Below are 23308 nucleotides of genomic sequence, written 5' to 3' on the forward strand. Positions count from 1 at the left end.
TAAAACAATCATATTCATCACAAGTTAATTAAGTTAGTGTATAAATAACACATAATTGATATTAGCGTAATGATGTAGTGATGTAGTACTGGAAAGTAAATATTTAACAAATATTTCAAGTGTTTTTAGCAGTTCATATGCTAAAAAAGAGCAGCATTTTAGCAAATGAGTGGTTACTCATTAAGAAATTTAGCTAATGAAAATGAAATAAAAGGAGGGATGCCTTACAGTTCCAAAAGGAATTCAGTAAGGTTCTTATTGGTAGGTAAATTCAACTTCTTTCGCAGTCTATACCTGCGGATTTCGACGCCACGGGTACTGATGTTCAAGAGAGAAGCTATTTCCTTGCTGGACATATTTAACCTTAAATAAGCGCATAACTTCAGGTCATTGGGAACCAAGCTAGGGTATTCAGATTTAAGCTTCTTAAAGAAGTTCTCATGCGCTTCATTGAAGCTCTTCTCAAACAGATCCCAGTCCCGGTCATCACTATGTGCTTCATCGATCAGTTTATTTACCTTTCGCAATTGATCGTTGCTCAATTTGTTCCCACTGGAGTCATTTAGATTGGTCAGTTCATGATGCAGATTATTGAGCATCTCATTCTTATAGACAATGTTCATGGCCGCATTGGCCAGTTCCCTGTTCTTACTTTCCAATTCCTGTTCCAATTGCAAGTTCTTCAAGGAAATCAATTTTTTCTCATTGGCAGCAGCCTCACGAGCCATACGTTCTTCTTGTTCCTCCAATAATTTCTTCTTGACCTTTCGCTGATGCTCCAACAACCTGTTTTCATACCATTTCTTACCGAAGTATAGCACAGCAGCTAATGCAATGAAATAAGCTAGAATAGCAGGCCAACTCAGGTACCATGGCGGTAATACTTTAAATGAGACAGAGGTTATCTCAGATTTTATACCATTAGGAGTAATAGCCCTGACCTGAAAGGTATAACTTCCAAAGGGTAGATTGGTGAAATCCTTAAATGCAATTTCCTCCCATGTAGACCAAGATTCGGTATATCCTTCCAGATAATATTGGTACTTCAATGCTGAAGAGGAATACCAAGCTGACGCAAAAGAAAACCTGATATTATTTTCCTTATTCGGGATCTCAAGTTCATCATAAATTGAATAAGGATCAGATGTGGTGTTCCAAATACTTGTAATGATAGGTTTAGGGATGTTTTGCTGAACGGGATATTGATTGAAATACAAGGCAAAGCCGTTATCCAAACCAATTAGAGAGAGGTTTTCATCCACATTTAATACCTGTTCATAATCGTTCATCATACGGCCTTTCAGGGAATTCCATGAACTGGAATCAATCTTTAACTTGCCATCGCTTAGAAACTGTATTTTGGCCAAATGCGACTTCTTGATAAACCAATATGCATTATTATGGATAGGGATTATTTTATTTGCGGAAGCAAAACTAGCCAATTGGCTGTTCAGTTCTTCATAGGGTTTGAAAGCCCTTAGGATATTGTCAAATAAGTAAAAACCGGAATCACTTGCAAAAACAATATTATTGGCCAAATTATAGATCCCATGCAATTTGCTGCCTTTTGGCAAGCCATTATTCTCTAATTTAAATTCCAATGCATCTTGATAGTTTGGACTTAATTTAAAACTGAAAACATTCTGTGAGTTACTCAACCAAAAGCTTTCAGGTCCAATCTGCATTATATTCCTAATTGGGTCCTTTTTATAGGAAAACTGTTTTACAAAGCTTGCATAAGGATCACTCTGCATCAAACTCACACCCGTATAATTAGCCTGGAGCCAATATTTAGAATCTCGCATGGAGACAAAATCCCAAGCACCGGTAACCGAAGAAACCTGACGCATGCTATTTCCCTCAACCACAAATGTTCCATTATTGTGGCCACAGATCAGTTGACCTTTGATATTGGCCAATTTCCATACCTGACCTTGGGAATTGGGCACGATCCTAAAATTTAAAGACTTATAATCGTTGACCCCTTGCCAATCACTTACAAAGAGGCCTTGATTGGTGCCAAGATAAATCTTGTTGTCAAAGATTATCGAGCTATAGACCGTACCGATATTACCCGTCAGGTCTGAGTAGTAATATAATGGGCTATTGATGTCAATCCGATCAATGCCATTGTCTAGTCCGACCCAAAGATTGGATTGCTTATCTACGGCTAAGCTGAGGACCGTATTGTTCTGCAGACCATTGTTTTTATTGATATGCTGAACAATTTCGCCGGCTTGATTGACAATGATGACTCCATTTTGAATGGTACCAAATGCATATTGGTTTCCAAAAAGCTTGACTGCATTATTGATCTGATATTTTTTCAGCAAGTCCTGGGCTTCGGTTTTCCAAGGCTCCATGCTACCATCGGCATTCATCTTGTAAACGCCATTGCGATCAGTCCCGATCAATACTTCATTGGAACTATAGGGAAGCATAGCTAAAATATTATATCCTAATAGCTTATGTTTATCTTTTATCGCAATTAACTTGCTATCATTGAGTTCATGCAAACCAGAAGGGAGTTGCTCAAAATACATCTTCCCGTTTACCTGGAAGCCAAATAAAAATGGCTCGCCATCAGCGGTGATGGTTTTGATCTGGTTGTTTTGATAGAGGTAACTTTTGGAAAAGGTATGGAAATAAATCTTATCACCATCAATGATGATCCGCCATATTTCATCATTTTTTAATGCCTGTTGATCGCTGACCAATCCGGATAAACTGCTGTATTCCATTTTCCCATAGTCGGACCGGCTCCAATAGCCAAATTCCCCAGCTCCACCTACAAATATCCTTCCTGCGGGATCAATATTTACGCTGCGTAGACCAGCATGGTTTTTCATCCGATAAAGTTCCCATTCCTGGCCATCGTATTGAAGAAGACCTTCTGTATTCGCTGAATAGATCATTCCTTCCGGACTCACGGCTATGCCCCAGTTTTGGTTTCCGGCGTGGTAGACAGTCTTACTGTACTGCTGCACATAAGGAGAACCGACACGCGGAATATTCTGACCATTTGATTCGACAAAATGACCAACAATAAATAAGATAACTAGGAAATACTTCAGCAACTTCATATTCTTAAGGACCAAATATAACAAAAGCTACTCATGAACATTAAAATTCTCATTGGCTACTTAAGGGAAAATCATTTAATTTGTATATGCTGAAGTTCGCAAACGCTAAAATTAACCTTGGTTTACACATCCGTAGCAAAAGGCAAGATGGATACCATGAGCTGGAAACCATATTCTATCCAGTACAGATCTATGATGTCCTTGAAATACTGCCGGCAGAAAAACTGGAACTCCAGATCTGGAATTCTGATCTCCTTGCGGATGATCAAAACCTTTGCTTTAAAGCTTTCCGTTTCCTGCAACAGGACCACCATATAGATCCTGTAAAAATTCATCTATTGAAGAACATCCCGATTGGTGCAGGTCTGGGCGGTGGATCTTCAGATGCCAGCTCAACCTTAGAACTTTTAAACGATTACTTCAAGTTAAACTTAAGTAAGGAAATCCTGAAGCAATATGCAGCAAAGTTGGGAGCAGACTGTCCATTTTTTATTGATAACAAGGCCATGTATGCGGAAGGGATTGGAACCGAACTCAGCGAGATCCAACTCGACCTAAGCCCTTACAAGATCATAATAATCAAACCGGAAATTCACATCTCTACGGCTGAGGCATACAGCAGGGTCAGTCCTATGGTTCCAAGTGTAGACTTACGAGAAGCCATAAAACTTCCTATTCAAGACTGGAAATATCATATCATCAATGATTTTGAAATTTCCCTTTTTGATCGCTACCCATTAATAGGAGATATTAAAGCAAAACTTTATGAAAAAGGAGCTATCTACGCTTCAATGAGTGGGTCAGGTTCATCAGTATTCGGGATATTTGAAGAAAATGTAGACTTAAATGAATTAAATAAATACGGAAAAGTTTTTATGCCAGTTGAATTATAACATCATAATCCACTGGCATAAACACAGTTCTTTACAATCTCCAAATCAGTTTGTAAGTAAACATTTAGAGATGCCCCAAAGTCTAAATACTAAGTACCAGCTACTAAGTACTACAATTAAATAGCCTTTTTCTCGCCCAATATCCAATTTGGTTTTGGTTCCTTAAGCTTGATGATCTTATTCGTGTCTGCATACTTCATGATATGCAGGGCAGCTTCAGTGATATCATCCGTAAACAATAATAAGTCTTGATCCTCTGGACTGATCGTTTTTGCCTCGATCATCATATCGACATGTTCCTTGATGTTTTTATGATAATCCATCCCCATTATTACGATTGGAAATTGAGAGATCTTTTTGGTCTGTATTAGGGTCAGGGTTTCAAAAAATTCGTCCAAAGTTCCAAAACCACCTGGCATAATGACAAAAGCAAAGGAATATTTACGGAGCAATTCTTTTCGGACGAAGAAATAATCAATATTTACAAACTTATCCATGTAAGGATTGTGCTTCTGTTCATGGGGCAATACAATATTGCAGCCCACTGAATTTCCATCCACGTCCTTTGCACCCCGATTGGCCGCTTCCATTATCCCAGGGCCGCCGCCAGTCATGATGGTAAAACCTTGGTCAGCTAATTTTGCAGAAAGCTCCCGAGCCTGAACATAATAAGGATGATCTTCTCCAAAACGCGCAGATCCAAATACGGTAACACATGGACCAACGAAATGTAAGGTCCGGAATCCTTTCATAAATTGAAATACAACACCGATGGCATATTTCAATTCATTCCATCTACCTCGAGCACCTTTGAGGAAATTGATTTCCTCACGTACAAATTTATTACTCATGTTCTAATGGGCTATTAATTAACTCATTTGCCTCTTTCAGGATAAGTTTTTGTTTATCCTTTGCCACTTGGATTTTATCCAAGATTTGGGGAGCCTTAACCAGGTCCTTAACTAAAATACATTGAAATTTCAACAGCATCGCCTTGTCTTGTTCCGATACATTGGTCAAGCAGGTCACCGGATATTCCGCATTGCTATCAACACGGGTCTTCAAACAGCTTCCTTTAGGATAATCCCATGAAAGTAAGTTTACATTGTAATATTTTCCGAAATCAATGGAATCGCTGGTAAGGTATGCGTTTGTCACCAACCAACCATCCGTAAACTCATGGTCTTGGTTGAAGAAACGATAAGATATTCCCGTAATATCCTCTTTTCTGGATTTAAAGTACATGGGGGTAGTCACGGAGATCTTGGCGTCGGCGTCATTCCTGAACTTACACTCTATGGCCAACATTTCATCGCCTTTTAAGGCAACTACATCAATTTCGTGGCTTACGGCATGACCTTGAACGGTCTGACCGGTTACAGCCTCGTAGCCATCTTCTTGGAATAACCTCGCGATCCATTTCTCAAAATAGAAGCCTTCTGGCCCCAATTCACGAATAGCCCGTTTCAGACTATATCGTGCGGCATAGGAATTCTTCTTGCCTCTAAGGGCATTAAATGCCATTTCGTATAATTCTTTGGTAGGAATCCCATCATATACCGAACCTTTGATAGATTCATAAACCATATTGACTTCTTGTTCATTGGCTCCAGATCGGGTTAAGGAGCGACGTAATGCTGTTTCATCGAAAGGTACCAGCTCACCTGAATATTTTTTTACGCGCATGTTTTTCTTTTCTGCCTGAATTTACAAATATTAATGTCCTAAACACAAAATTTATACCTAACTGGAAACATTTTAATTTTTCAATCGTTATATTGTAGAGGAATAAATTTCGAAAATTATGAGCGGTATTTTAAATTTTGCAATTGACAAAGTAAAAACTAAACTAGAAGAATCCTGCGAATATGGTAATGTGGGAACATCAGAACGTATATTATCAGTAATTGCTGGCGGTTTCATTATCGGTATGGGAGCTAGAAAGCTTCTCAAAAACCCGATTACAGCTTTCTCTGGAATTACACTAGGGGGCGCACTTGTACTGAGAGGTGTCACGGGTAGTTGCCCAATCAAGGAAGCTATTGAAGAAAAGAAACCCGAAGCTACAGTTATTGAGCATAGATATTTTGTGAAATAATATTCACAATTCATTTTATAATCGGTTTCATTTTATAATGAAACCGATTTTTTTTAATCCATTTTCCATGAAAAAAATAGTTGTATTTACAGGTGCTGGAATATCCGTAGAGAGTGGCCTGCCAACATTTAGGGGTTCAGATGGACTCTGGGAAGGCCATCGCGTAGAGGATGTCGCTACTCCTGAAGCCTGGGAAAAAGACCCTGAATTAGTTCAAAATTTCTATAATAAAAGAAGGTCAGATTGTTTGGCAGCAGAACCTAACCATGCCCATAGGAAGCTGGCCGAACTGGAGAAAGATTATGATATTACCATTATCACCCAGAATATTGATGATTTGCATGAGCGTGCGGGTAGCAGCAAAGTGTTGCATCTACATGGACAGATCAGGAAAGGACAGTCATCCATAAATCCAAATCTTATCTATGACATCAACGGGACGGATATAAAGGACGGGGACCTATGTGAGCTCGGTTCTCAATTGCGCCCACATGTGGTCTGGTTCGGAGAAGCAGTTCCAAATATGAATGAAGCTTATAAAATAGCAAGGCAGGCAGATGTCTTCATAACCATTGGAACATCCCTGCAAGTCTATCCTGCAGCAAACCTGATCTACGAAACTAAACCGGACTGCAAACTTATCCTTATCGACCCAAATGCTGAGCAATATCGCGTACCACCAGTAGTGCTGAAAATAGCTGAAAAAGCGAGTGTAGGAGTAGATTATTTGGCAAAATATCTACCCAAATAATATTTTGTAACCACATATAACTACGCTATTTATCAGTATTTTATAGTATTTATTTAAATTATAGGTTTTACTTAAATAAAAACTAGAACATAAAAAAAACCTGTATACCAAATAATATTTGGTATACAGGTTTTTAGTTTTTTAACAACTAAGTAATCTGATACTTAAGTATATTATATCAACTTATTATTGATATTTGTTGTAGGTTTCTATAATTGCAGCTCTCATCTGAACAAAGAGGTCAAGAACCTTCTTCATAAACTCTTCATCAAGCATTTCAAACACGCCATTGACTCCGCCAACAACATCTACTTCGGCTATTTTATAGGATTGCTCCAATGTCCCTTGTTCAAACTTGATGATAAACTTTTGGTTCATCCCGAAGATGCTGATCTTACAGTCAGGATGTGGCAACTCAGCTAGTACTCGCATATCTTTTCTTATGTATATTAAATAAAAAAGTTCTGGTTTATATAGACCAGAACTTCAAAATTATAAATTATTACTATTCTAAACGACTCCTTGGGCTTTCATTGCTTCCGCAACTTTTATAAAGCCTCCAATATTGGCACCTCTTAAGTAATTGACATAACCTGTCTGTTCCTTACCAAAACGGACACAGGTCTTATGGATGTTCTCCATGATCAATTTCAATCGATGGTCTACTTTTTCAGGAGACCACTGTTGGCCAATTGCATTTTGCGACATTTCTAAACCAGAAACTGCAACACCACCCGCATTAGCGGCTTTACCAGGACCAAAATGGATCTTTGCCTGATGGTAAACACGGATTGCTTCGGCAGTTGAAGGCATATTGGCACCCTCAGCAACGATGGTACAACCATTCTTAACTAATTTCTTGGCATCGGATTCATTTATTTCATTTTGCGTAGCACATGGTAACGCAATATCACATTTAAACTGCCATGGGTTTTCCTTAGCATGATAGGTTGCTGAAGGATATTTTTTGCTGAATTTGCCTAGATCACGGCCTAAAGTCCCCAAATAAACCAGTTTCTCTATCGTGAATCCATCTTTATCATATATTGTCCCCTGGCTATTTGATAAAGTAATCACTTTTGCACCTAATTGAATGGCTTTTTCCGCAGCATAGTAGGCTACATTTCCAGCTCCAGAAATACTGATTGTCTTTCCTTCAATGCTTTCGTTATTGTAGTCCAATACACATTGCACGAAGTAGAGTAGACCATAACCCGTAGCTTCTGGTCGTATATATGAACCTCCCCATTGTGTTCCCTTTCCGGTCAACACGCCTGAGAAATTATTCTGTAATCTTTTGTATTGACCAAATAAATACCCAACTTCTCTTGTTCCTACACCGATATCGCCTGCAGGGACATCCGTTTCCGAACCGATATGTCTTTGCAATTCCGTCATGAAGCTTTGGCAAAAACGCATGATTTCATTGTCCGATTTACCTTTAGGATCAAAATCAGACCCTCCTTTACCACCGCCAATTGGCAAACCCGTCAAGCTGTTCTTGAAAACCTGTTCGAAAGCCAAGAACTTCAAGATGCTCAAGTTTACATCCGGTGCAAATCTCAACCCGCCTTTATACGGCCCGATTGCTGAATTCATCTGAACACGATAGCCACGGTTAACTTGAATCTGGTTCTTGTCATCCAACCATGCCACGCGAAAGGAAACAACACGTTCTGGCTCGACCATACGCTCCAGGATCTTGAGATCAATAAAATCTTGTCTGTTTTCAGTGATATAGGGAATTAAATCCTCAACTACTTCGGTAACTGCTTGTAGAAATTCAGGTTCATTTGGATTACGCTGATCTACTTGTTTAATGAAATTCTTAAAATTAAGGGACATTTATTATTAAATAATTATTTGATTCAACGCAATATTACCAAAAATTCCAGAAAAATGCCAATATTTTATGTTTTTAATCAATGCATATAATTCCTTAATTTTATTTCATGAAAGAATTAAGCGGATTTGACCATCACTTGGTTTCAAACGGATTCCACCGAATTAACCTATTAAACCAAGCCAGTCCATTACTACAACTAAAATCTCTGAGCAAAGAACTTGACACCCCAATTTTTATCAAGAGGGATGATCTAACCGAGCTCGGAACAGGTGGAAATAAACTTAGAAAGTTAGAATATCTCTTGGCAGAAGCGAAGAACCAGCAAGCAAACCGGGTCATTACCATCGGTGCGAGACAATCTAACCATGCAAGGCTTACGGCAATTTCAGCAAAAATGCAGGGCTTTGAGGTCGATTTGGTCCTCAAAAATTCGGTCCCGCTTGATACAGAGAGTTATCAACTCAACGGGAACCTTGTTTTGGATAATATTGTTGACGCCAACATCCACGAAATACCCAACGACGGAACAGCCAATACCTTTATCAGCAACCTCAGCAAACATTATGAAACCGAAGGGGAGAAAGTATATTTCATACCCGTAGGCGGCTCTAATGTGGTTGGTGGATTAGGTTATGCTAGAGCCACCTTTGAGATCGAAACCCAAGCTGCTGCTCTAGGTATCAATTTTCAACATATAGCTTTGGCAAGTGGATCGGGAGGAACTCATGGAGGCGTAATCGCTGGCTATGAAATCCAAGGAAAGAAAGTCTTTATCCAGGCCTACAATGTACAACCAGACCGAGAACCTATCTTGACAGAAACCAAGCATATTACTGAAGGTATTCTCGACATTTTCGAACTGGGCGATTCAAAATCCAAAATCGAATACCGATTATCCAATGATTATGTAGGAGAGGCATATGGCATACCCAATGAACAAACCTTGGCAACCATCAAGCATCTCGCTAAGACAGAAGGCGTTTTCCTAGATCCTGTTTACACTGGCAAAGCCTTTACAGGTTTGGTCAACGACATTAAATTGGGGAAATATCCCAAAGGAGAACCTATATTATTTATCCATACCGGAGGCACGGCAGGCTTATTTGCATATAGCAATTGGTTTTAAATTTCTATCTTTAGGAAATCAACCTTCTTAACTTTAATAAAATCCAATGCAAAGAAAAGACTTCATCAAATCTCTTGGAATCCTAGCAGCTACAAGTTTATCAACGGATGTAATTGGCAATACCCTGAAAGTCAATGCTAATTCACTCCAAATAAAAAAGGGGCTAGGCTATTGGATGATCAAGGAAGACCTTTCTCTACTGGACAAGTTTAAGTTGGTCAAGGACCTAGGTTTTGATGGCATTGAGTTCAACAGTCCATTGGACATCCCTTTGAAAGATTTATTGGAAGCGCATGATAAAACAGGTATTGAGGTCCCAAGTACGGTCAATAAGGATCATTGGGGCAAACCAATTTCAGATCCTGATCCTGCTGTGAGACAGTTTACCATCGACTCCATGGCGAAATCCTTGGAACAGACCAAAGAATTAGGTGGAGATACTGTATTGCTAGTACCCGGAGTGGTCAGTGATACAGTATCCTATAAAACTGCTTATGGAAATGCTATGGATTCTATTCGAAAAATGATTCCACATGCTGAAAAAACAGGGGTAAAAATTGCATTGGAAAACGTATGGAACAATTTTATCCTCAGTCCAATAGAGGCCAAGGATTTTCTAGATAAAATAGATCATCCATTAGTCGGTTGGTATTTTGACTTAGGCAATATCCTACGATATGGATGGCCAGACCATTGGTTGGAAGTCCTTGGAGACAAAGTTTTCAAGCTCCATGTCAAGGAATACAGCAAGAAGATCATGAATGAGGAAGGGCTAGGGAAGGGCTTTAACGTAGAACTTACCCAGGGGGATGTAAATTGGTCCCAGGTCATGAAAACCATCAAAGACATCAACTATAAAGGTCAATATATGACCTTGGAAGTAAACGGGGGTGACAGGACCGTTCTGAAGAAATTATCGGAACAGTTAGATACGATCATTAAATCCTAACTGACCGGTACATCAGTGCAGGTAATACTAATTAATGATGATTACAATGGCTTCATTTGCCCAACTTGCATGTTGGAAAAAGCTTTGGAGTTTCACAAAATATTCCTCTAAATAGTCAAAGCTATTTTGTTCGTCCCAAATATCAGGATATACGGACTGTTCCTTCATCTCTTGAGGATTGAACCTAAGTTTCAGGTCTTCAATTCCAATCGCTTTGATTTTTTCATTCAAGCTCTTCACTTCTTCTGGAAGCAAGTATCTTGCTGGACCATAACCCAGATCTTGATTTTCATCTACCGATGCAGACCCTAAAATGACATGGCTCATTTTGTTCTCCACAGCGTTCTCAAAGGAGGATCCTGTCAACAAAAAAATTATGCCATCCCATGATTTATCAATATCTAAGGAAGGAGCTTGTGTAACTTCATTGGAAAAGAAATCTTGCTCCAACTTATGACTGTCTTCGAGGTAAGACTCCAATTTATCCAAAGTTACCCTTCTAAGGGTGCAATACATTCCCATAACTTAAATTTATAATTAAATATAAGGAAAATTAGAGATTCTTTAGCAAACAACACTTTTCTTCAGGTTCAAAAATTAGCCGAGTATGACAGTTTCATTCGAGGCATATTCGGGAATCATTCGAAAATCATTCGAGAATAATTTCATCCGATTCGAAATTTCGGAATGTGTCTCGAATGAGGTCTAATGGAAACCCAATAGAACAGCATATAAAAATAAAAAACCTAGCTGAATTTTGATCGGCTAGGTTAGGTATAATCCTTGAAAGGATTATTGATATTTTTAGGAAAGCGAGATCAAACCACGGAATCCACGGGCTGCATAATAGGATTCTGCTCCGTTATGGTAGGTAAAAACCCGGCCAAAGCGATAGTCTCCGAAGATAGCACCGCCTTTTTCCCTAATCTCAGTTGGGGTCTCCAGCCAACTAGAGGTCTTCGCATCAAAGTTGCCCAAAGCCTGTAAAGCGGCATATTCTGCCTCATTCAATATTTTTACCCCCATATGATTGGCCAAGTTGACCGCCGAATCTTTGGGCTTATGTTCTTTTCGGGATTCCAATGCCTCCTCATCATAACATAAGCTACGTCTGCCTTTTGGGCTTTCTGCAGCACAGTCGATATAGATGATTTCCTCATTGTCATATATCGATACCACATCAGGTTCACCATCTGATTCTTCCATCTCATTAATGCTGCAAAGTTTATCAGCGGAAGCCTCTAATTTTCCTTTAACATCTTCCCAGGTGATATTAGGGTGCCTGTGCATATTTTTTTCAAATCGCTTTTTAAGGATATCCAATAGTTCCTCGGCACGCTGTGGTTCTAATTTTTTTGGTTTCATTGTTCTAGTTCGTATTAAACAAATGTAATTGTTCAAACAGAATATTTTGGGGGATTGTTTTAAAAATATTGTTTTGAACCAGGATGGGGTTCGTCTCCGCTCACCCAACAAGGATGAGAGGATGGACCAAGAACTGAATTTTGAACCAGGATGAAAGGGATTCGAGGATGTACCAAGATCATATAAACTTCCTACCATGCTGATAATCAATGTTATATAAGTTTTTGATACACAACCTTACTTCCTCAAATAATCATAAGCCGCTTTTGAAACTTCTGCAATAATTTTGGCGCTGTTCGGTTCGGTTTCTTTGGAGTCGGTAACATAGACTGAAATATAGAAAACCTGGCCATCTGGCAACGTGACTACGCCAATATCATTGACTGCAGCTATGATGCCTGTGGTTTTATGGACTCCTGAATAACCGGTCTTGTGAGCCACAACGGTGCCCTGTGGCAATAGACCCTTTAACCTATTTTTACCAGTACTGGTGGAGCGCATGGTATCCCAAAGAAATTTATGGGAACTGTCTGACAGCAATTTTTTCGTGTTTGTGTAATAATCAAAGAGGATTCTATTGGCTTGTGCCACCTTCGTCCAATTCTGGAATTGAATATCCCAGTTACTCTGTTGTTCTTCCTCGGTAGTTTTGATCGATTGCTCCGTATAGCCTCTATCTTCAAAATATTTTTGTACAGGCTCAGTCCCTCCAAGCAATCCAAACATAATATCACAACCTACATTGTCGCTTTCCGCTACGGTATACCTTAATATCTCACTTAATGGCAGCGTTGTACCATTGGGGTATTTATCCTTGATTGGACTGTATAGATCAGTGGTAACTGTCGCCTTACTGATTTCCACAGGTTGGTCCAAACTTAACTTCCCTTTATTCACCTGATCAAGGATGGCAATGGCAAGATGGAACTTATACGTGCTCTGTAAGGGATATTGATGATCTCCATTCATTATCAAGCTATCGGTAAAATCATTATTGTGAATGGCAATCCCAACTTTAGCTTGGTAATTAGCTAATATTTTGTCAATCTGCGGTTTTAAGCCTTGCAGATTTTGAGAGAAAACAGAACAGGAAATGAGGCTGGAAACTAGCGTTAAAGAGTAAGTTTTAAAGTGCATTGAAAAATAAATTTTAGGGTTCAAATTTTAAACGGAGCTTAGAATTATTTATTGTTAATCAAGAGACCAGAAATAAATAAAATTTTAGTCAACCGATTGAAACTGCAAATAAAGCGTAATTAGCCTGTTTTGGCAAATTCTCACGTTATTGAGATAAAAAATTAAATGTATTTTAGTCAGTACTGGATCAATTCTTTATTATGAAAAAAACACTAATTACACTTTCAGCAGCCTTATTAATCAGTAACCTTAGTTGTGCCCAGAGTGCCCAAGATCTGCATCAAGTATATGCTGATTTAACGGTCTTCCAAGACGGGCTAGCAACCCAACTTAAAAAGGGAGTAAACAAGAAACAGATAGCGACTATTGCAAATGAAGATATCCGTGCCTTAGCACAAGGATTATTGACTGGCAAAAATGTTGACCCTTATAAATATGCCAGCTATCCTGCACTATTATCACCGAAAACATTGGGTCAAGAACTGAGTATTGGCGATGGATATAGCAAATATGAAAATGTAACCGGCGTTTATCTACCTATTGGCAAACACATCCTTATTGCTGATGGCATTGAAGATGATCAAGATATCAAGCTCGTTATTCCAAATTGGATGCGTAAAGCGCCTAACCCAGAAGAGCCGACCAAAGACCCGAAGGGTTGGGGAATCGAGAAGAAGGAATTCAAATTAAAGAATGGGGTCAATATCATTGAATTAAAGGATTTTGGCAGTTTGGCTTATGTCAATTACTTCTCTGATCAGCCCAAGGACGAAAAACCGATCAAAATACATTTTCTATCTGGACAGGTAAATGGTTATTTTGATATACAGAAGCATTCTGACCAAGATTGGAATGCATTTTTGGACCATGCTGTCTATCCAATCATGGATGCCAAGGGCAAGCATATACAAACGGCATATCCCGTAGAGGATCTAAAGAAATATGCATACGGAAAAGGAAAGGAGTTGATCAGCAATTACGATTCCCTCGTCTATAGGCAGCATCGATTAATGGGCTTGATCAAATACGATAGGGTTCCCGACAATAAGATATTAGCAAGAGTAAACTATAACTACTATATGTTCCGTGATGGAGATGGAGTAGCCTATATGGGAGACAAGCAGGGTTATGCCATGAAGATGGTCTTAGATCCAAGTTCAGTCATCAATGGCGACCCTTGTTGGGGATTTAGCCATGAAGTTGGACATGTACACCAAACCTCGCCAATGCTGAGCTGGGGAGGGTTAGGAGAGGTGAGTAATAATATTTATTCGCTTTATGTCATGAGGTCATTTGGAAACAAATCAAGAATCTTGGCCCAAAACAATTTCCAGTTAGCTAAAGAATCGATCATAGATAAAAAGATTTCCTATCTGCAAGACCCTGATGTGTTCAACAGGTTAGTTCCATTTTGGCAATTACAATTATACTTTGAAGGGGAGGGGAAGAACCCAGATTTCTATCCAGACTTATTTGAGACTGTGAGAAAACAAAATAAGAACAATAGTCCTTCTAGGCAAAAAATCCGGGAACGATGGGGCAGGGAGCCTGTTGTTGTGGAACGAAACCCAGCAGTTCATCAATTGAATTTCATCAAGACTGCCTGCGAGGTATCAAGGACAGATTTAACTGATTTCTTTGATCAATATGGTTTCTTTTATGTAGGGGAAATGAAATATGATGATTATGGAAATTATGAATACAAAATGACCCAGCAAATGGTAGATGAATGCAAGAATGCGATCAAAGCCATGAACCTGGGAAAACCAACGATAGATATCAGCAGTCTGAAAGATAAGATTTAATCACTGACTATAAATAGACGAATTGGGTTTATTCAGTTAAACCCAATTAGTTTTTTTATGGTTACTGATTAACCTTTAGGCATAACCTTATAAGTTGGATCTTCTTCGATATCGACTTCTATAAATCCTTTGGCATTATCCAATAATCGGACACAATCTGGACTGAGATGTCTTAAGGTAACTTTCTTATTTAAATCCTGATATTTTTGGATCAGTTTTTTCAAGGTTTCTATGGCGGACATATCGACTACCCTCGATTCTTGAAAATCTATGATGATATGTTCGGGATCCTCATTCATATCAAATTTATCCATGAAATTACTTGTGGAACCAAAGAACAGAGGTCCGTATATTTCATATACCTTTTCGCCATTTTCTGCTATGGATTTCCTGGCGCGAATCCTTTTGGCATTATCCCAAGAAAACACCAATGCTGATATGATTACCCCTACAAATACCGCTAACGCCAGGTTGTGCAAGATGACAGTAATGGCTGCTACCAGGATACCAACCAGCACATCAGATTTTGGCATTTTTGTTAAGAGACGTAAAAAGCCCCATTGAAAAGTAGAAATTGCCACCATCATCATTACTCCAACCAAAGCAGCCATAGGAATCTGTTCAATTACCTTTCCACCAACCAAGATCACAAACAAGATTCCCAATGCACCAACAATGGCTGAAATCTTGGTCCGCGCACCAGCATTGATATTCACCAAGGTCTGAGCCACCATGGCACAACCTCCCATACCTGCAAAAAAACCATTGACCATATTCGCAGTACCTTGCGCTACGGCTTCCTGATTTGAACTCCCCTTAGTATTTGTGATTTCATCAACCATATTTAAGGTCAACAAGGATTCAATCAATCCAACTGCAGCCATAACCGAAGCATAAGGAAAGATGATTTTCAAGGTTTCGATGGAAAAAGGGACATTGGGTATGCGGAAAGAGGGAAAAGCACCACTCACCGATGCTATATCAATAACTTTCTTCGTATGGATATCAAAGAAGTAAACCAAGGCAAAGGTGACGATGATAGCAACCAATGATGCCGGAACAGCTTTGGTAATTTTTGGAAAGATCATCACGATCAATACGGTCAGCAATGTCAAACCAGCCATTATTAAGAGGGGAGAGCCTGTCATCCAGGTTTCTATGCCATTGTTGAACGTTTTAAACTGTTTTAATTGGGCCATAAAGATAATAATGGCCAGACCATTTAAGAATCCGTACATAACAGGCTGTGGAATCAGACGAACAAATTTCCCTAATTTAAAAGCGCCAACTAGGATCTGCATAAGGCCGGCAAGGGCCACAGCAGCAAATAGGTATTCGACCCCATGTGAGGAAGCCAATGCAATCAGGACAACAATTGTAGCACCGGCGCCACCGGATACCATTCCAGGTCTACCTCCTAAAAAAGCAGTTACAATACCCATCAAGAAAGCGGCATATAGACCAGTGAGTGGGCTAAGTCCCGCCAGTATGGCGAATGAAAGCGACTCTGGGATCATGGTCATAGAAACCGTTAATCCAGCGAGAATTTCATTCTTTAAATTGATCTTTTCCTTGGAAATAAGATTGATGGCTTGAAGCTTCATGTATCATTCAATAGAATGGCAAATTTGAGGAATATTGTTGAAAAAATGCTGCCAATATTTATATTTTGAACAAGTTAAGATCAATCAGCTTTTACACTCCAATAAACTTCTGTTTTCTCATTGGCGTAAAAACCTTCCAATAAAGCATCCTTCACGATACTTTTAACGGTCGCTGGATTAGAACAGATATAGATTTGGAAGCTATCCCAATGGCAGCTGATCAATATCTTGCGATCATAAGTATATAGATTTTGGTGTGTAGCATAATCTATTTGATCCTGGATCAGGTCATCAATCCAGACCAATTCCATGGCATCACCAAATTCAGCGCCTAAACATATCCATTCATATCCCTGTTTTTTAATCGCTTTTAGAATAGAGTTGATTTGGTTTTCAGGAATGCGGCCTTCAGTTGGTGCTAGGATTTGGTTATTCTCCATTGCATTATCTAATATTTCCTCAAGGACCCAATCTTGTTTCAGCTTGACCAATCCACCGATAGAAGTCCTCAATGCGATATCTATTTGGTTAATCCCCTGAAATCCTGAAATCATTAATATCTCTTCCCATCGAATGGGTTTAGTATGGAGAAGGATCCTTTGTTTAATATCAATAGAAGTTCTATCGTCTATTTCCCAGAAATTAGAAAGTTTCAAAGTGGAAGAGTCCAGCAGTTGTAGGAAAGGATTTAAGGAAACAAACACACAGTTGAAGACACCGCTATAGAAATCTAACAGTGAGACATCAGCAAAAGGGCCAATGGTATTCCTATCCATTTTTGGTAACTCTCTCAATGGTCTTTATTTAAGCGGGTTAAAACCAGGCATTTCTTCCTTTCTAATTTATCAAAAACATTTTGGAAGTCAGGTTAATTTTTCAATTGATTTCCTCACTTAAATTTTTAGATTTGGGAAAACAAATTCCGAAACATGTTTGGCATCTTCAATTTTGAGCTCTTTTTGCTTGCGACCTTAGTTTTTATAATTACACCGGGAATGGATACCATTTTTGTGCTGAATAAATCCATTAGCCAGGGGAGGTCTGCAGGTATATATTCTGCGATCGGGGTCAATGCAGGCATATTAGTGCATACCATGTTTGCAGCTTTGGGTCTTTCGGTGTTGATTGCCCAGTCAGCAATAGCTTTTTCCATCATAAAATATTTAGGAGCAGCCTATTTAATCTATTTAGGGATCAAATCCATTCTTTCTAAGGAAAAGGGCTTTAACCTGAAAGAGATCACGACTGAGTCAGAAAGTGGTTGGAAAAACTTTAAATCTGGATTGATCACCAATGTATTGAATCCTAAAGTGGCTTTGTTTTTTCTTTCCTTTTTCCCTCAGTTTGTCCAGAAAGACGCTGTAGGTTCTTCAATTCCCTTTATCGTATTAGGTTTTACCTATGCGGCCTTAGGATTGCTGTATTATTGCATATTGGCGCTTTCCATGAACCTTTTTTCAAGCAAGATCAAGGGCAACAATAAAATCAAGGGATTTATGGATAAATTTTCAGGTATGGTATTTATTTTGATGGGAATTAAGGTAGCATTTTCTAAACTAAAATAATTTACAACTATGCCTTGGGATCCAGAAGTATACAACCGATATAAAGATATTCGCTATAAGCCATTTTATGACCTGCTAAATTTGGTAGAAGATTTAGGGCCAATGGAATGTATTGATTTAGGCTGTGGTACTGGAGAACAGACTGCAACGCTTGCAAACCGCTTTAAGGAAGCTAAAATCTTGGGCGTAGACAATTCAGAAGAAATGCTTGAAAAGTCGAAGCCTTACGAAAATGATCAGCTTAAGTTTAAACTGGAAAACATCGAGGATGCAATAGCTGACAACAAGCATTGGGATTTAATTTTTAGCAATGCAGCCTTACAATGGTTGGATAAGCATACCGTTCTTTTTCCTAAAGTTATTTCCAAATTAAAGGCGGGAGGTCAATTAGCCATTCAGATGCCCGTTCAGAATGATAATAAATTAAATCAGATCCTTTTAAAATTGGTACAGGAGGAACCCTTTGCCTCTCAATTAGGTCATTTCACGCGAAATTCCCCAGTTCTATCCATGGATGAGTATACACAGATGCTGTTTGACAATGGAATAAAGGATATTGAAATCTATCAAAAGGTATATCCTCAGATTGCTGAAAATGTGGATGATCTGTATGATTTTATCTCAGGTTCGGCAATGGTGCCTTATTTAGAGATTTTGGATGAAGAGAATAAGGAAGGATTCATCCAGGAATTTAAAAAAAGGATAGTGGATGCCTATAAAAGTTTTCCAGCAATTTATGCATTTAAACGGCTGTTGATTTATGGTAGAAAAGGCTAAGGCTTGAGATTTTTACTTCAATAATTAGTTTAATACCCATATTTAAATTTGTTGATGGATTGGTTCATTAAAATTTAATTAAATAAACTGGCTTAACTTAACATTTCCAAGTATGAATAAGATAAAATTATGAAATTAAAATCTGTAACAATTAAAAACTTTAGAGGATATTATTATGAAACCACGGTTTTCATTGATGATCTTACAGTCTTAGTTGGCAAGAATGATATCGGAAAGTCCACTATCTTGGAGGCTTTAGATATTTTTTTTAATGAATCAAAAGGAACGATCAAATTAGATAAAGACGATATAAACAAAATAGCTTTATCTCAGGGAGATACAGAGATTATGATATCTGCAACATTTTGCGACTTGCCTTCAGAAGTTATTTTAGATGTTAGTAATAAAACTCAATTATCTAAGGAATATCTTTTGAATTCTGATAATAATTTAGAGATTATAAAGCGATATCCTAATGCAGGAAAAGAAAAAGTTTATATAAAAGCCAATCATCCCCAAACGGATGATTGCTCTGATTTGCTATTGAAAAAAAATGCAGAATTGAAAGCAATTGTCAAAGCACATGAGATAGAGTGTGATAATCAAACTGCTAATGCTGTCTTGAGACAGTCTATATGGCAACACTTTGGTGAAACACTTGACTTGCAATTGATCGAAATTGATGTTACTAAAGGTGAGACCAAGACTATATGGGACCAACTTCAAACCTTTCTACCTCAATATTCTCTTTTTCAATCTGACAGAAAGAACAGTGATGGAGATAGTGAGGTACAGGATCCATTAAAGGAAGCGGTAAGACAAATTTTAGGGGATACTAGTATCTTAAACTCTCTTAATGAAGTTGCACTAAAAGTTGAACAGCACTTGACTCAAGTAGTAAATAGCACCTTAAATAAATTGAAGGAGATGAATCCTGATATTGCAAATTCGTTAACACCCGTAATTCCACCAAAAGACTCTCTAAAGTGGCTTGATGTTTTTAAAAACGTTTCAATATTTGGAGATAATGATATTCCAATTAATAAAAGAGGTAGTGGGGTAAAAAGATTAGTGCTATTAAACTTTTTTCGGGCTGAGGCAGAACGTAGGTTGCAGACAGGGGAGTCAAACTCTAAATCTATAATTTACGCTATTGAAGAGCCTGAAACTTCACAACATGCACATCATCAAAAATTATTAATAAAAGCTTTCAGTGAATTAGCTTCAGTGAATAATACACAAGTATTACTCACAACGCATGGCTCGAACGTGGTAAAGGGTTTATCATTCGAGAATTTAAGACTAGTGTCATTAACTGAAGACGGTCATAAAGAAATCACAAATGTAAGTGCAGGAAGTTTGCCTTACCCATCGTTAAATGAAGTCAATTATTTAGCATTCGGAGATGAAACTGAAGAATATCATAATGAATTATATGGCCATTTAGAACTAATCGGAGAGCTAGCAAATTACTTTGCTGGCAGAGAAACTTTAACATATGTTAAAGAATTGAAGGGAGGTGGTACAAGAGAGGAACAAAAAACATTATCGGAGTATATTCGTCATCAGATTCATCATCCTGAAAATTTATACAATCAAAAATATACTAATTTACAATTGACTACATCAATACAAGATATGAGAGCTTTTATGCTTGCTCTTATTTAAAATTTGATATTAAAAAATGAATTTCATCATAGAATATAACCAAGTTTTAAAGCAACTTAGTGAACAAAACCAACTAAGTAATTTACTACTTTTAGATAATAAATTTTCTACTGATGGATATTGGGATAGATTTGCTCGATTAGAAGTAGTTGATAAATATATTAATGGTTACGGTTATCATTTATTATATGAAATTCAGTCCTTAAGTAATCAAATACATTTTGGTGTTTTAAATTGCTTATTATTTCGGCCACTTGTATCATTTGATAAAACTAATCCAAATGTTTACAATCATCGATTGACTTTTATGATAGAGTCGACCATCCACTGTATTTACGGATATTGGAATCGGATTGCATTGCTCTTAAATTTATATCTAGAATATCCACTTGACAAGAAAGACGTGTATATGATGAAGTTGCTTGATTTAATAAAGAAACAATTCTCTGAAATAAAGGAACTCAAAGAATTCAAATGGCTATGCAATTTAATGAATGATTTCTTATATTTTAATAGAAATGAAATAACCCATAATTATTCTATTATTATGCAAGAGTTTTTGCCATCGCCAGGAATGGAAAGGGTAGATTATGATGTATTAATAGGAAAATTGATTTACCATAATAATGCCATTTCAAATGATGTATTTAAACTTTTGGATTTACTTGAATATTTAGAAATGTTATTAAATAAAAAATAATTTGCAATTGATAGTATTATCACTACCTTTGTAGTGTGCAGTTCAATTAATGTAGCAACTATTATAGGCAATAATAATGTTGCATTAATTTAAAATATATTCATAATGAAATATGACGAACTACACAGATGGATTAAAAGGTGCGGTTGGCATAGAGTCAAAGACGGGAAGCATCGAATTTATGAGAAGGACGGTGTTAGATATCCAGTACCTTATCACGGTGGTAAAAATGTCGGAAAAGGCCTTTTAACGAAAATCATTAAGGATCTGGGGCTTTATTAGCTCCCGATCCCAATGATGATATATTAAAGGAAAAGAAGAGGATATATGAAAACTCTAAAAATAATTATTGAACGTAGTGACGATATGTTTGATGCCTATGCAGAAAATATCCCAGGTATTTATGGTGGGGGAGATACCGTTGAAGAAATAAAGCTATCAATACTTAATAGCATTGAACTTTTAAAAGAATATAATACAATAGAAAATATACCCAGCTTGTTAAAAGGTGATTATAATATTGTGTATCACTTCGATGCTGAGAGCTTTCTCAACTATTACAAAGGTATCTTTACGAATGCTGCATTAGAAAAGATTACTGGTATCAATCAGCGTCAGTTACAGCATTATTCTTCAGGTTTAAAAAAGCCTCGATTGCCTCAGTTAAAGAAGATAGAAGACGGTTTACATAATCTTGCAAAAGAACTTCAATCAATAGAACTAGTATAAGCTAGCCAAAAAACAGTTACGATTCTTCTAATAAAAATGTTTCAATGAATTGATTCATCTTGATCTGGTGATTATTCCCTGCTACTATGATTTCACTACTCCTAGGTGTTCCAGAAGTTGCAGAATCAATTCTCATTCTTTCTATTTTAATAGAGTTATTTAATAATGTGATTAGCTTGGTGTGTTTTTGTTGTTTCTGAACAGGAACTATTATAGATTCTAATTCTAAAACAATCATCTCCAAATAATTTATTAATTTTGTAGAGCTTTGCACTATTTTATCTATAGAAAATTCTCCTAGATTACTTACTGGAATAATAGATTGGAATTCGGAGGTGAAAATTTTCTTAATTTTTAATTTCCAATTTTCGACTAAGTAGTTAGAACGTGTTGATGGATAAAATTGAAATATTTCTTTTAATATATCTTTGTGAATTCGTTTTAATAGTTCGAGTTGTTGATGAGAAATAGGTCTATTATGAGCTTCATCTCTCCGAATCGTATTTAAGTTTTCTACATGTTTTGCAAAACTATTTTTGTCTCCAAATAGATGTGAAAAATCATCCCAATTCGAAATAACTATTTTTTTTAGATCTAAAGTAAAAGTATAATTGATTAAGATAGCCCCATCATTTGTTAGTTCTCCATATTGACGCTTATAAAGATTTTCTGTTTCCTTTTTGATTCTTTTATCAATAAATATTTCCCACCAAATACCTTTATTTTTTGCCTCAAGAACTTTACATATGGTTTCTCGCAAAGTATTTTCGACTTCTGCTATAAGAACTTTTGCTTGTGCTATCCTGTAATCATTTGTATTTTCTTGAAAATATGTAAGCTTTAACCACTCAATTCCGTTTTTGCCGATTAATTCAGCAGTCTGTTTTGATGATATTGCGTAAAGTAATTCGTTATTATCTTCATCTATTGCAGAGACACAATAGTATTTGAACTCTATATTTATGTAATCATTATTTCTAAAAAAACCATTGAAATATCCCATTATTCCAGCAATTTCTTTTTTTATTTCCAAACTTTCGCTACTTTTTGAATAAAAGGTACATTCTAAGGTATCCACATTTTTTACTTTAAGATCCTTAATTTTATATTTTGGACTGTTTGTATTAAACATATGGTTACTCTCTATACAGAGTTTGATAAAGGAAATTAAATTTTTTCTAGTGATTAGGCTTTCCATCGGATTTCCCTTTT

The 23308-nt window shown here is 37.3% G+C and carries 23 protein-coding genes; 12 read left to right on the forward strand and 11 right to left on the reverse strand.

Going from position 1 to position 23308, the window contains the following annotated elements; genetic code table 11:
* Positions 1-224: 224 nt before the first annotated feature.
* Positions 225-3083: a triple tyrosine motif-containing protein gene (locus ACWIB3_RS06150; RefSeq protein WP_454291176.1), complete on the reverse strand. Its 2859-nt coding sequence runs from the start codon at positions 3081-3083 to the stop codon at positions 225-227.
* An 86-nt stretch (positions 3084-3169) separates the two neighbouring features.
* Here ACWIB3_RS06150 and ispE point away from each other — a divergent pair, with 86 nt between their 5' ends.
* Positions 3170-3976 (forward strand): 4-(cytidine 5'-diphospho)-2-C-methyl-D-erythritol kinase, encoded by an 807-nt coding sequence (gene ispE / locus ACWIB3_RS06155; RefSeq protein WP_454291177.1) that lies wholly within the window; start codon positions 3170-3172, stop codon positions 3974-3976.
* Positions 3977-4092: 116 nt separating this feature from the next.
* On the opposite strand, the gene ACWIB3_RS06160 is transcribed toward ispE, so the two are convergent.
* Positions 4093-4827: an LOG family protein gene (locus ACWIB3_RS06160; protein ID WP_254527152.1), complete on the reverse strand. Its 735-nt coding sequence runs from the start codon at positions 4825-4827 to the stop codon at positions 4093-4095.
* On the reverse strand, positions 4820-5662 hold the full coding sequence (locus ACWIB3_RS06165; protein WP_454291178.1) for an ATP cone domain-containing protein: 843 nt from the start codon (positions 5660-5662) through the stop codon (positions 4820-4822). Before ACWIB3_RS06165 ends, ACWIB3_RS06160 begins: the two co-directional genes overlap by 8 nt.
* Positions 5663-5780: 118 nt before the next feature.
* On the opposite strand from ACWIB3_RS06165, the gene ACWIB3_RS06170 reads away from it, so the two are divergent.
* The gene (locus ACWIB3_RS06170; RefSeq protein ID WP_185212136.1) at positions 5781-6074 is read left to right on the forward strand and encodes a YgaP family membrane protein; all 294 of its coding nucleotides are present in this window, start codon (positions 5781-5783) and stop codon (positions 6072-6074) included.
* 67 nt (positions 6075-6141) lie between these two features.
* Positions 6142-6825 carry an SIR2 family NAD-dependent protein deacylase gene (locus ACWIB3_RS06175; RefSeq protein ID WP_185212137.1) on the forward strand — a complete coding sequence of 228 codons (684 nt, stop codon included), beginning with the start codon at positions 6142-6144 and terminating at the stop codon, positions 6823-6825.
* Between the two features lie 186 nt (positions 6826-7011).
* On the opposite strand, the gene ACWIB3_RS06180 is transcribed toward ACWIB3_RS06175, so the two are convergent.
* Together ACWIB3_RS06180 and gdhA are read right to left on the reverse strand one after the other, a co-directional pair.
* On the reverse strand, positions 7012-7257 hold the full coding sequence (locus tag ACWIB3_RS06180; protein WP_185212138.1) for a hypothetical protein: 246 nt from the start codon (positions 7255-7257) through the stop codon (positions 7012-7014).
* A gap of 78 nt (positions 7258-7335) precedes the next feature.
* Positions 7336-8670: an NADP-specific glutamate dehydrogenase gene (gene gdhA / locus ACWIB3_RS06185; RefSeq protein ID WP_185212139.1), complete on the reverse strand. Its 1335-nt coding sequence runs from the start codon at positions 8668-8670 to the stop codon at positions 7336-7338.
* Between the two features lie 107 nt (positions 8671-8777).
* Here gdhA and ACWIB3_RS06190 point away from each other — a divergent pair, with 107 nt between their 5' ends.
* Both ACWIB3_RS06190 and ACWIB3_RS06195 read left to right on the forward strand, forming a co-directional pair.
* Positions 8778-9797 carry a D-cysteine desulfhydrase family protein gene (locus ACWIB3_RS06190; protein ID WP_454291179.1) on the forward strand — a complete coding sequence of 340 codons (1020 nt, stop codon included), beginning with the start codon at positions 8778-8780 and terminating at the stop codon, positions 9795-9797.
* Positions 9798-9843: 46 nt separating this feature from the next.
* A complete protein-coding gene (locus ACWIB3_RS06195) occupies positions 9844-10746 on the forward strand; it encodes a sugar phosphate isomerase/epimerase family protein (RefSeq protein WP_454291180.1) in 903 nt (300 codons plus the stop codon).
* A gap of 27 nt (positions 10747-10773) precedes the next feature.
* On the opposite strand, the gene ACWIB3_RS06200 is transcribed toward ACWIB3_RS06195, so the two are convergent.
* The 3 genes from ACWIB3_RS06200 to bla form a co-directional block, all read right to left on the reverse strand.
* The gene (locus ACWIB3_RS06200; RefSeq protein WP_185212142.1) at positions 10774-11268 is read right to left on the reverse strand and encodes a YfbM family protein; all 495 of its coding nucleotides are present in this window, start codon (positions 11266-11268) and stop codon (positions 10774-10776) included.
* Between the two features lie 282 nt (positions 11269-11550).
* Positions 11551-12111, reverse strand: coding sequence for a DUF4256 domain-containing protein (locus ACWIB3_RS06205; RefSeq protein WP_454291181.1), 561 nt, complete (start codon positions 12109-12111; stop codon positions 11551-11553).
* A gap of 237 nt (positions 12112-12348) precedes the next feature.
* Positions 12349-13248 carry a class A beta-lactamase, subclass A2 gene (gene bla / locus ACWIB3_RS06210; RefSeq protein ID WP_454291182.1) on the reverse strand — a complete coding sequence of 300 codons (900 nt, stop codon included), beginning with the start codon at positions 13246-13248 and terminating at the stop codon, positions 12349-12351.
* Positions 13249-13448: 200 nt separating this feature from the next.
* Here bla and ACWIB3_RS06215 point away from each other — a divergent pair, with 200 nt between their 5' ends.
* Positions 13449-15053 carry a M60 family metallopeptidase gene (locus tag ACWIB3_RS06215; RefSeq protein ID WP_454291183.1) on the forward strand — a complete coding sequence of 535 codons (1605 nt, stop codon included), beginning with the start codon at positions 13449-13451 and terminating at the stop codon, positions 15051-15053.
* Positions 15054-15121: 68 nt separating this feature from the next.
* On the opposite strand, the gene ACWIB3_RS06220 is transcribed toward ACWIB3_RS06215, so the two are convergent.
* Complete coding sequence (locus tag ACWIB3_RS06220; RefSeq protein WP_454291184.1) at positions 15122-16657, reverse strand: SulP family inorganic anion transporter; 1536 nt, start codon at positions 16655-16657, stop codon at positions 15122-15124.
* 80 nt (positions 16658-16737) lie between these two features.
* A complete protein-coding gene (locus tag ACWIB3_RS06225; RefSeq protein WP_185216334.1) occupies positions 16738-17451 on the reverse strand; it encodes a DUF2711 family protein in 714 nt (237 codons plus the stop codon).
* Positions 17452-17586: 135 nt separating this feature from the next.
* On the opposite strand from ACWIB3_RS06225, the gene ACWIB3_RS06230 reads away from it, so the two are divergent.
* The 6 genes from ACWIB3_RS06230 (at position 17587) to ACWIB3_RS06255 (ending at position 22096) form a co-directional block, all read left to right on the forward strand.
* A complete protein-coding gene (locus ACWIB3_RS06230) occupies positions 17587-18222 on the forward strand; it encodes a LysE family translocator (protein ID WP_454291185.1) in 636 nt (211 codons plus the stop codon).
* Between the two features lie 9 nt (positions 18223-18231).
* Entirely contained in the window at positions 18232-18999 is a 768-nt protein-coding gene (locus ACWIB3_RS06235) for a methyltransferase domain-containing protein (protein ID WP_454291186.1), read from the forward strand.
* 129 nt (positions 19000-19128) lie between these two features.
* Positions 19129-20667, forward strand: coding sequence for an ATP-binding protein (locus tag ACWIB3_RS06240; RefSeq protein ID WP_454291187.1), 1539 nt, complete (start codon positions 19129-19131; stop codon positions 20665-20667).
* Between the two features lie 16 nt (positions 20668-20683).
* Positions 20684-21367 (forward strand): hypothetical protein, encoded by a 684-nt coding sequence (locus ACWIB3_RS06245; RefSeq protein ID WP_454291188.1) that lies wholly within the window; start codon positions 20684-20686, stop codon positions 21365-21367.
* 105 nt (positions 21368-21472) lie between these two features.
* Positions 21473-21649, forward strand: coding sequence for a type II toxin-antitoxin system HicA family toxin (locus ACWIB3_RS06250; protein WP_454291189.1), 177 nt, complete (start codon positions 21473-21475; stop codon positions 21647-21649).
* Between the two features lie 45 nt (positions 21650-21694).
* A complete protein-coding gene (locus ACWIB3_RS06255) occupies positions 21695-22096 on the forward strand; it encodes a type II toxin-antitoxin system HicB family antitoxin (RefSeq protein ID WP_454291190.1) in 402 nt (133 codons plus the stop codon).
* A gap of 16 nt (positions 22097-22112) precedes the next feature.
* Here the strand turns inward: ACWIB3_RS06255 and ACWIB3_RS06260 are convergent, their stop codons facing one another.
* Positions 22113-23294 (reverse strand): hypothetical protein, encoded by a 1182-nt coding sequence (locus ACWIB3_RS06260; protein ID WP_454291191.1) that lies wholly within the window; start codon positions 23292-23294, stop codon positions 22113-22115.
* Positions 23295-23308 lie beyond the last annotated feature (14 nt).

The sequence above is a fragment of the Sphingobacterium sp. NPDC055431 genome, assembly GCF_053644255.1.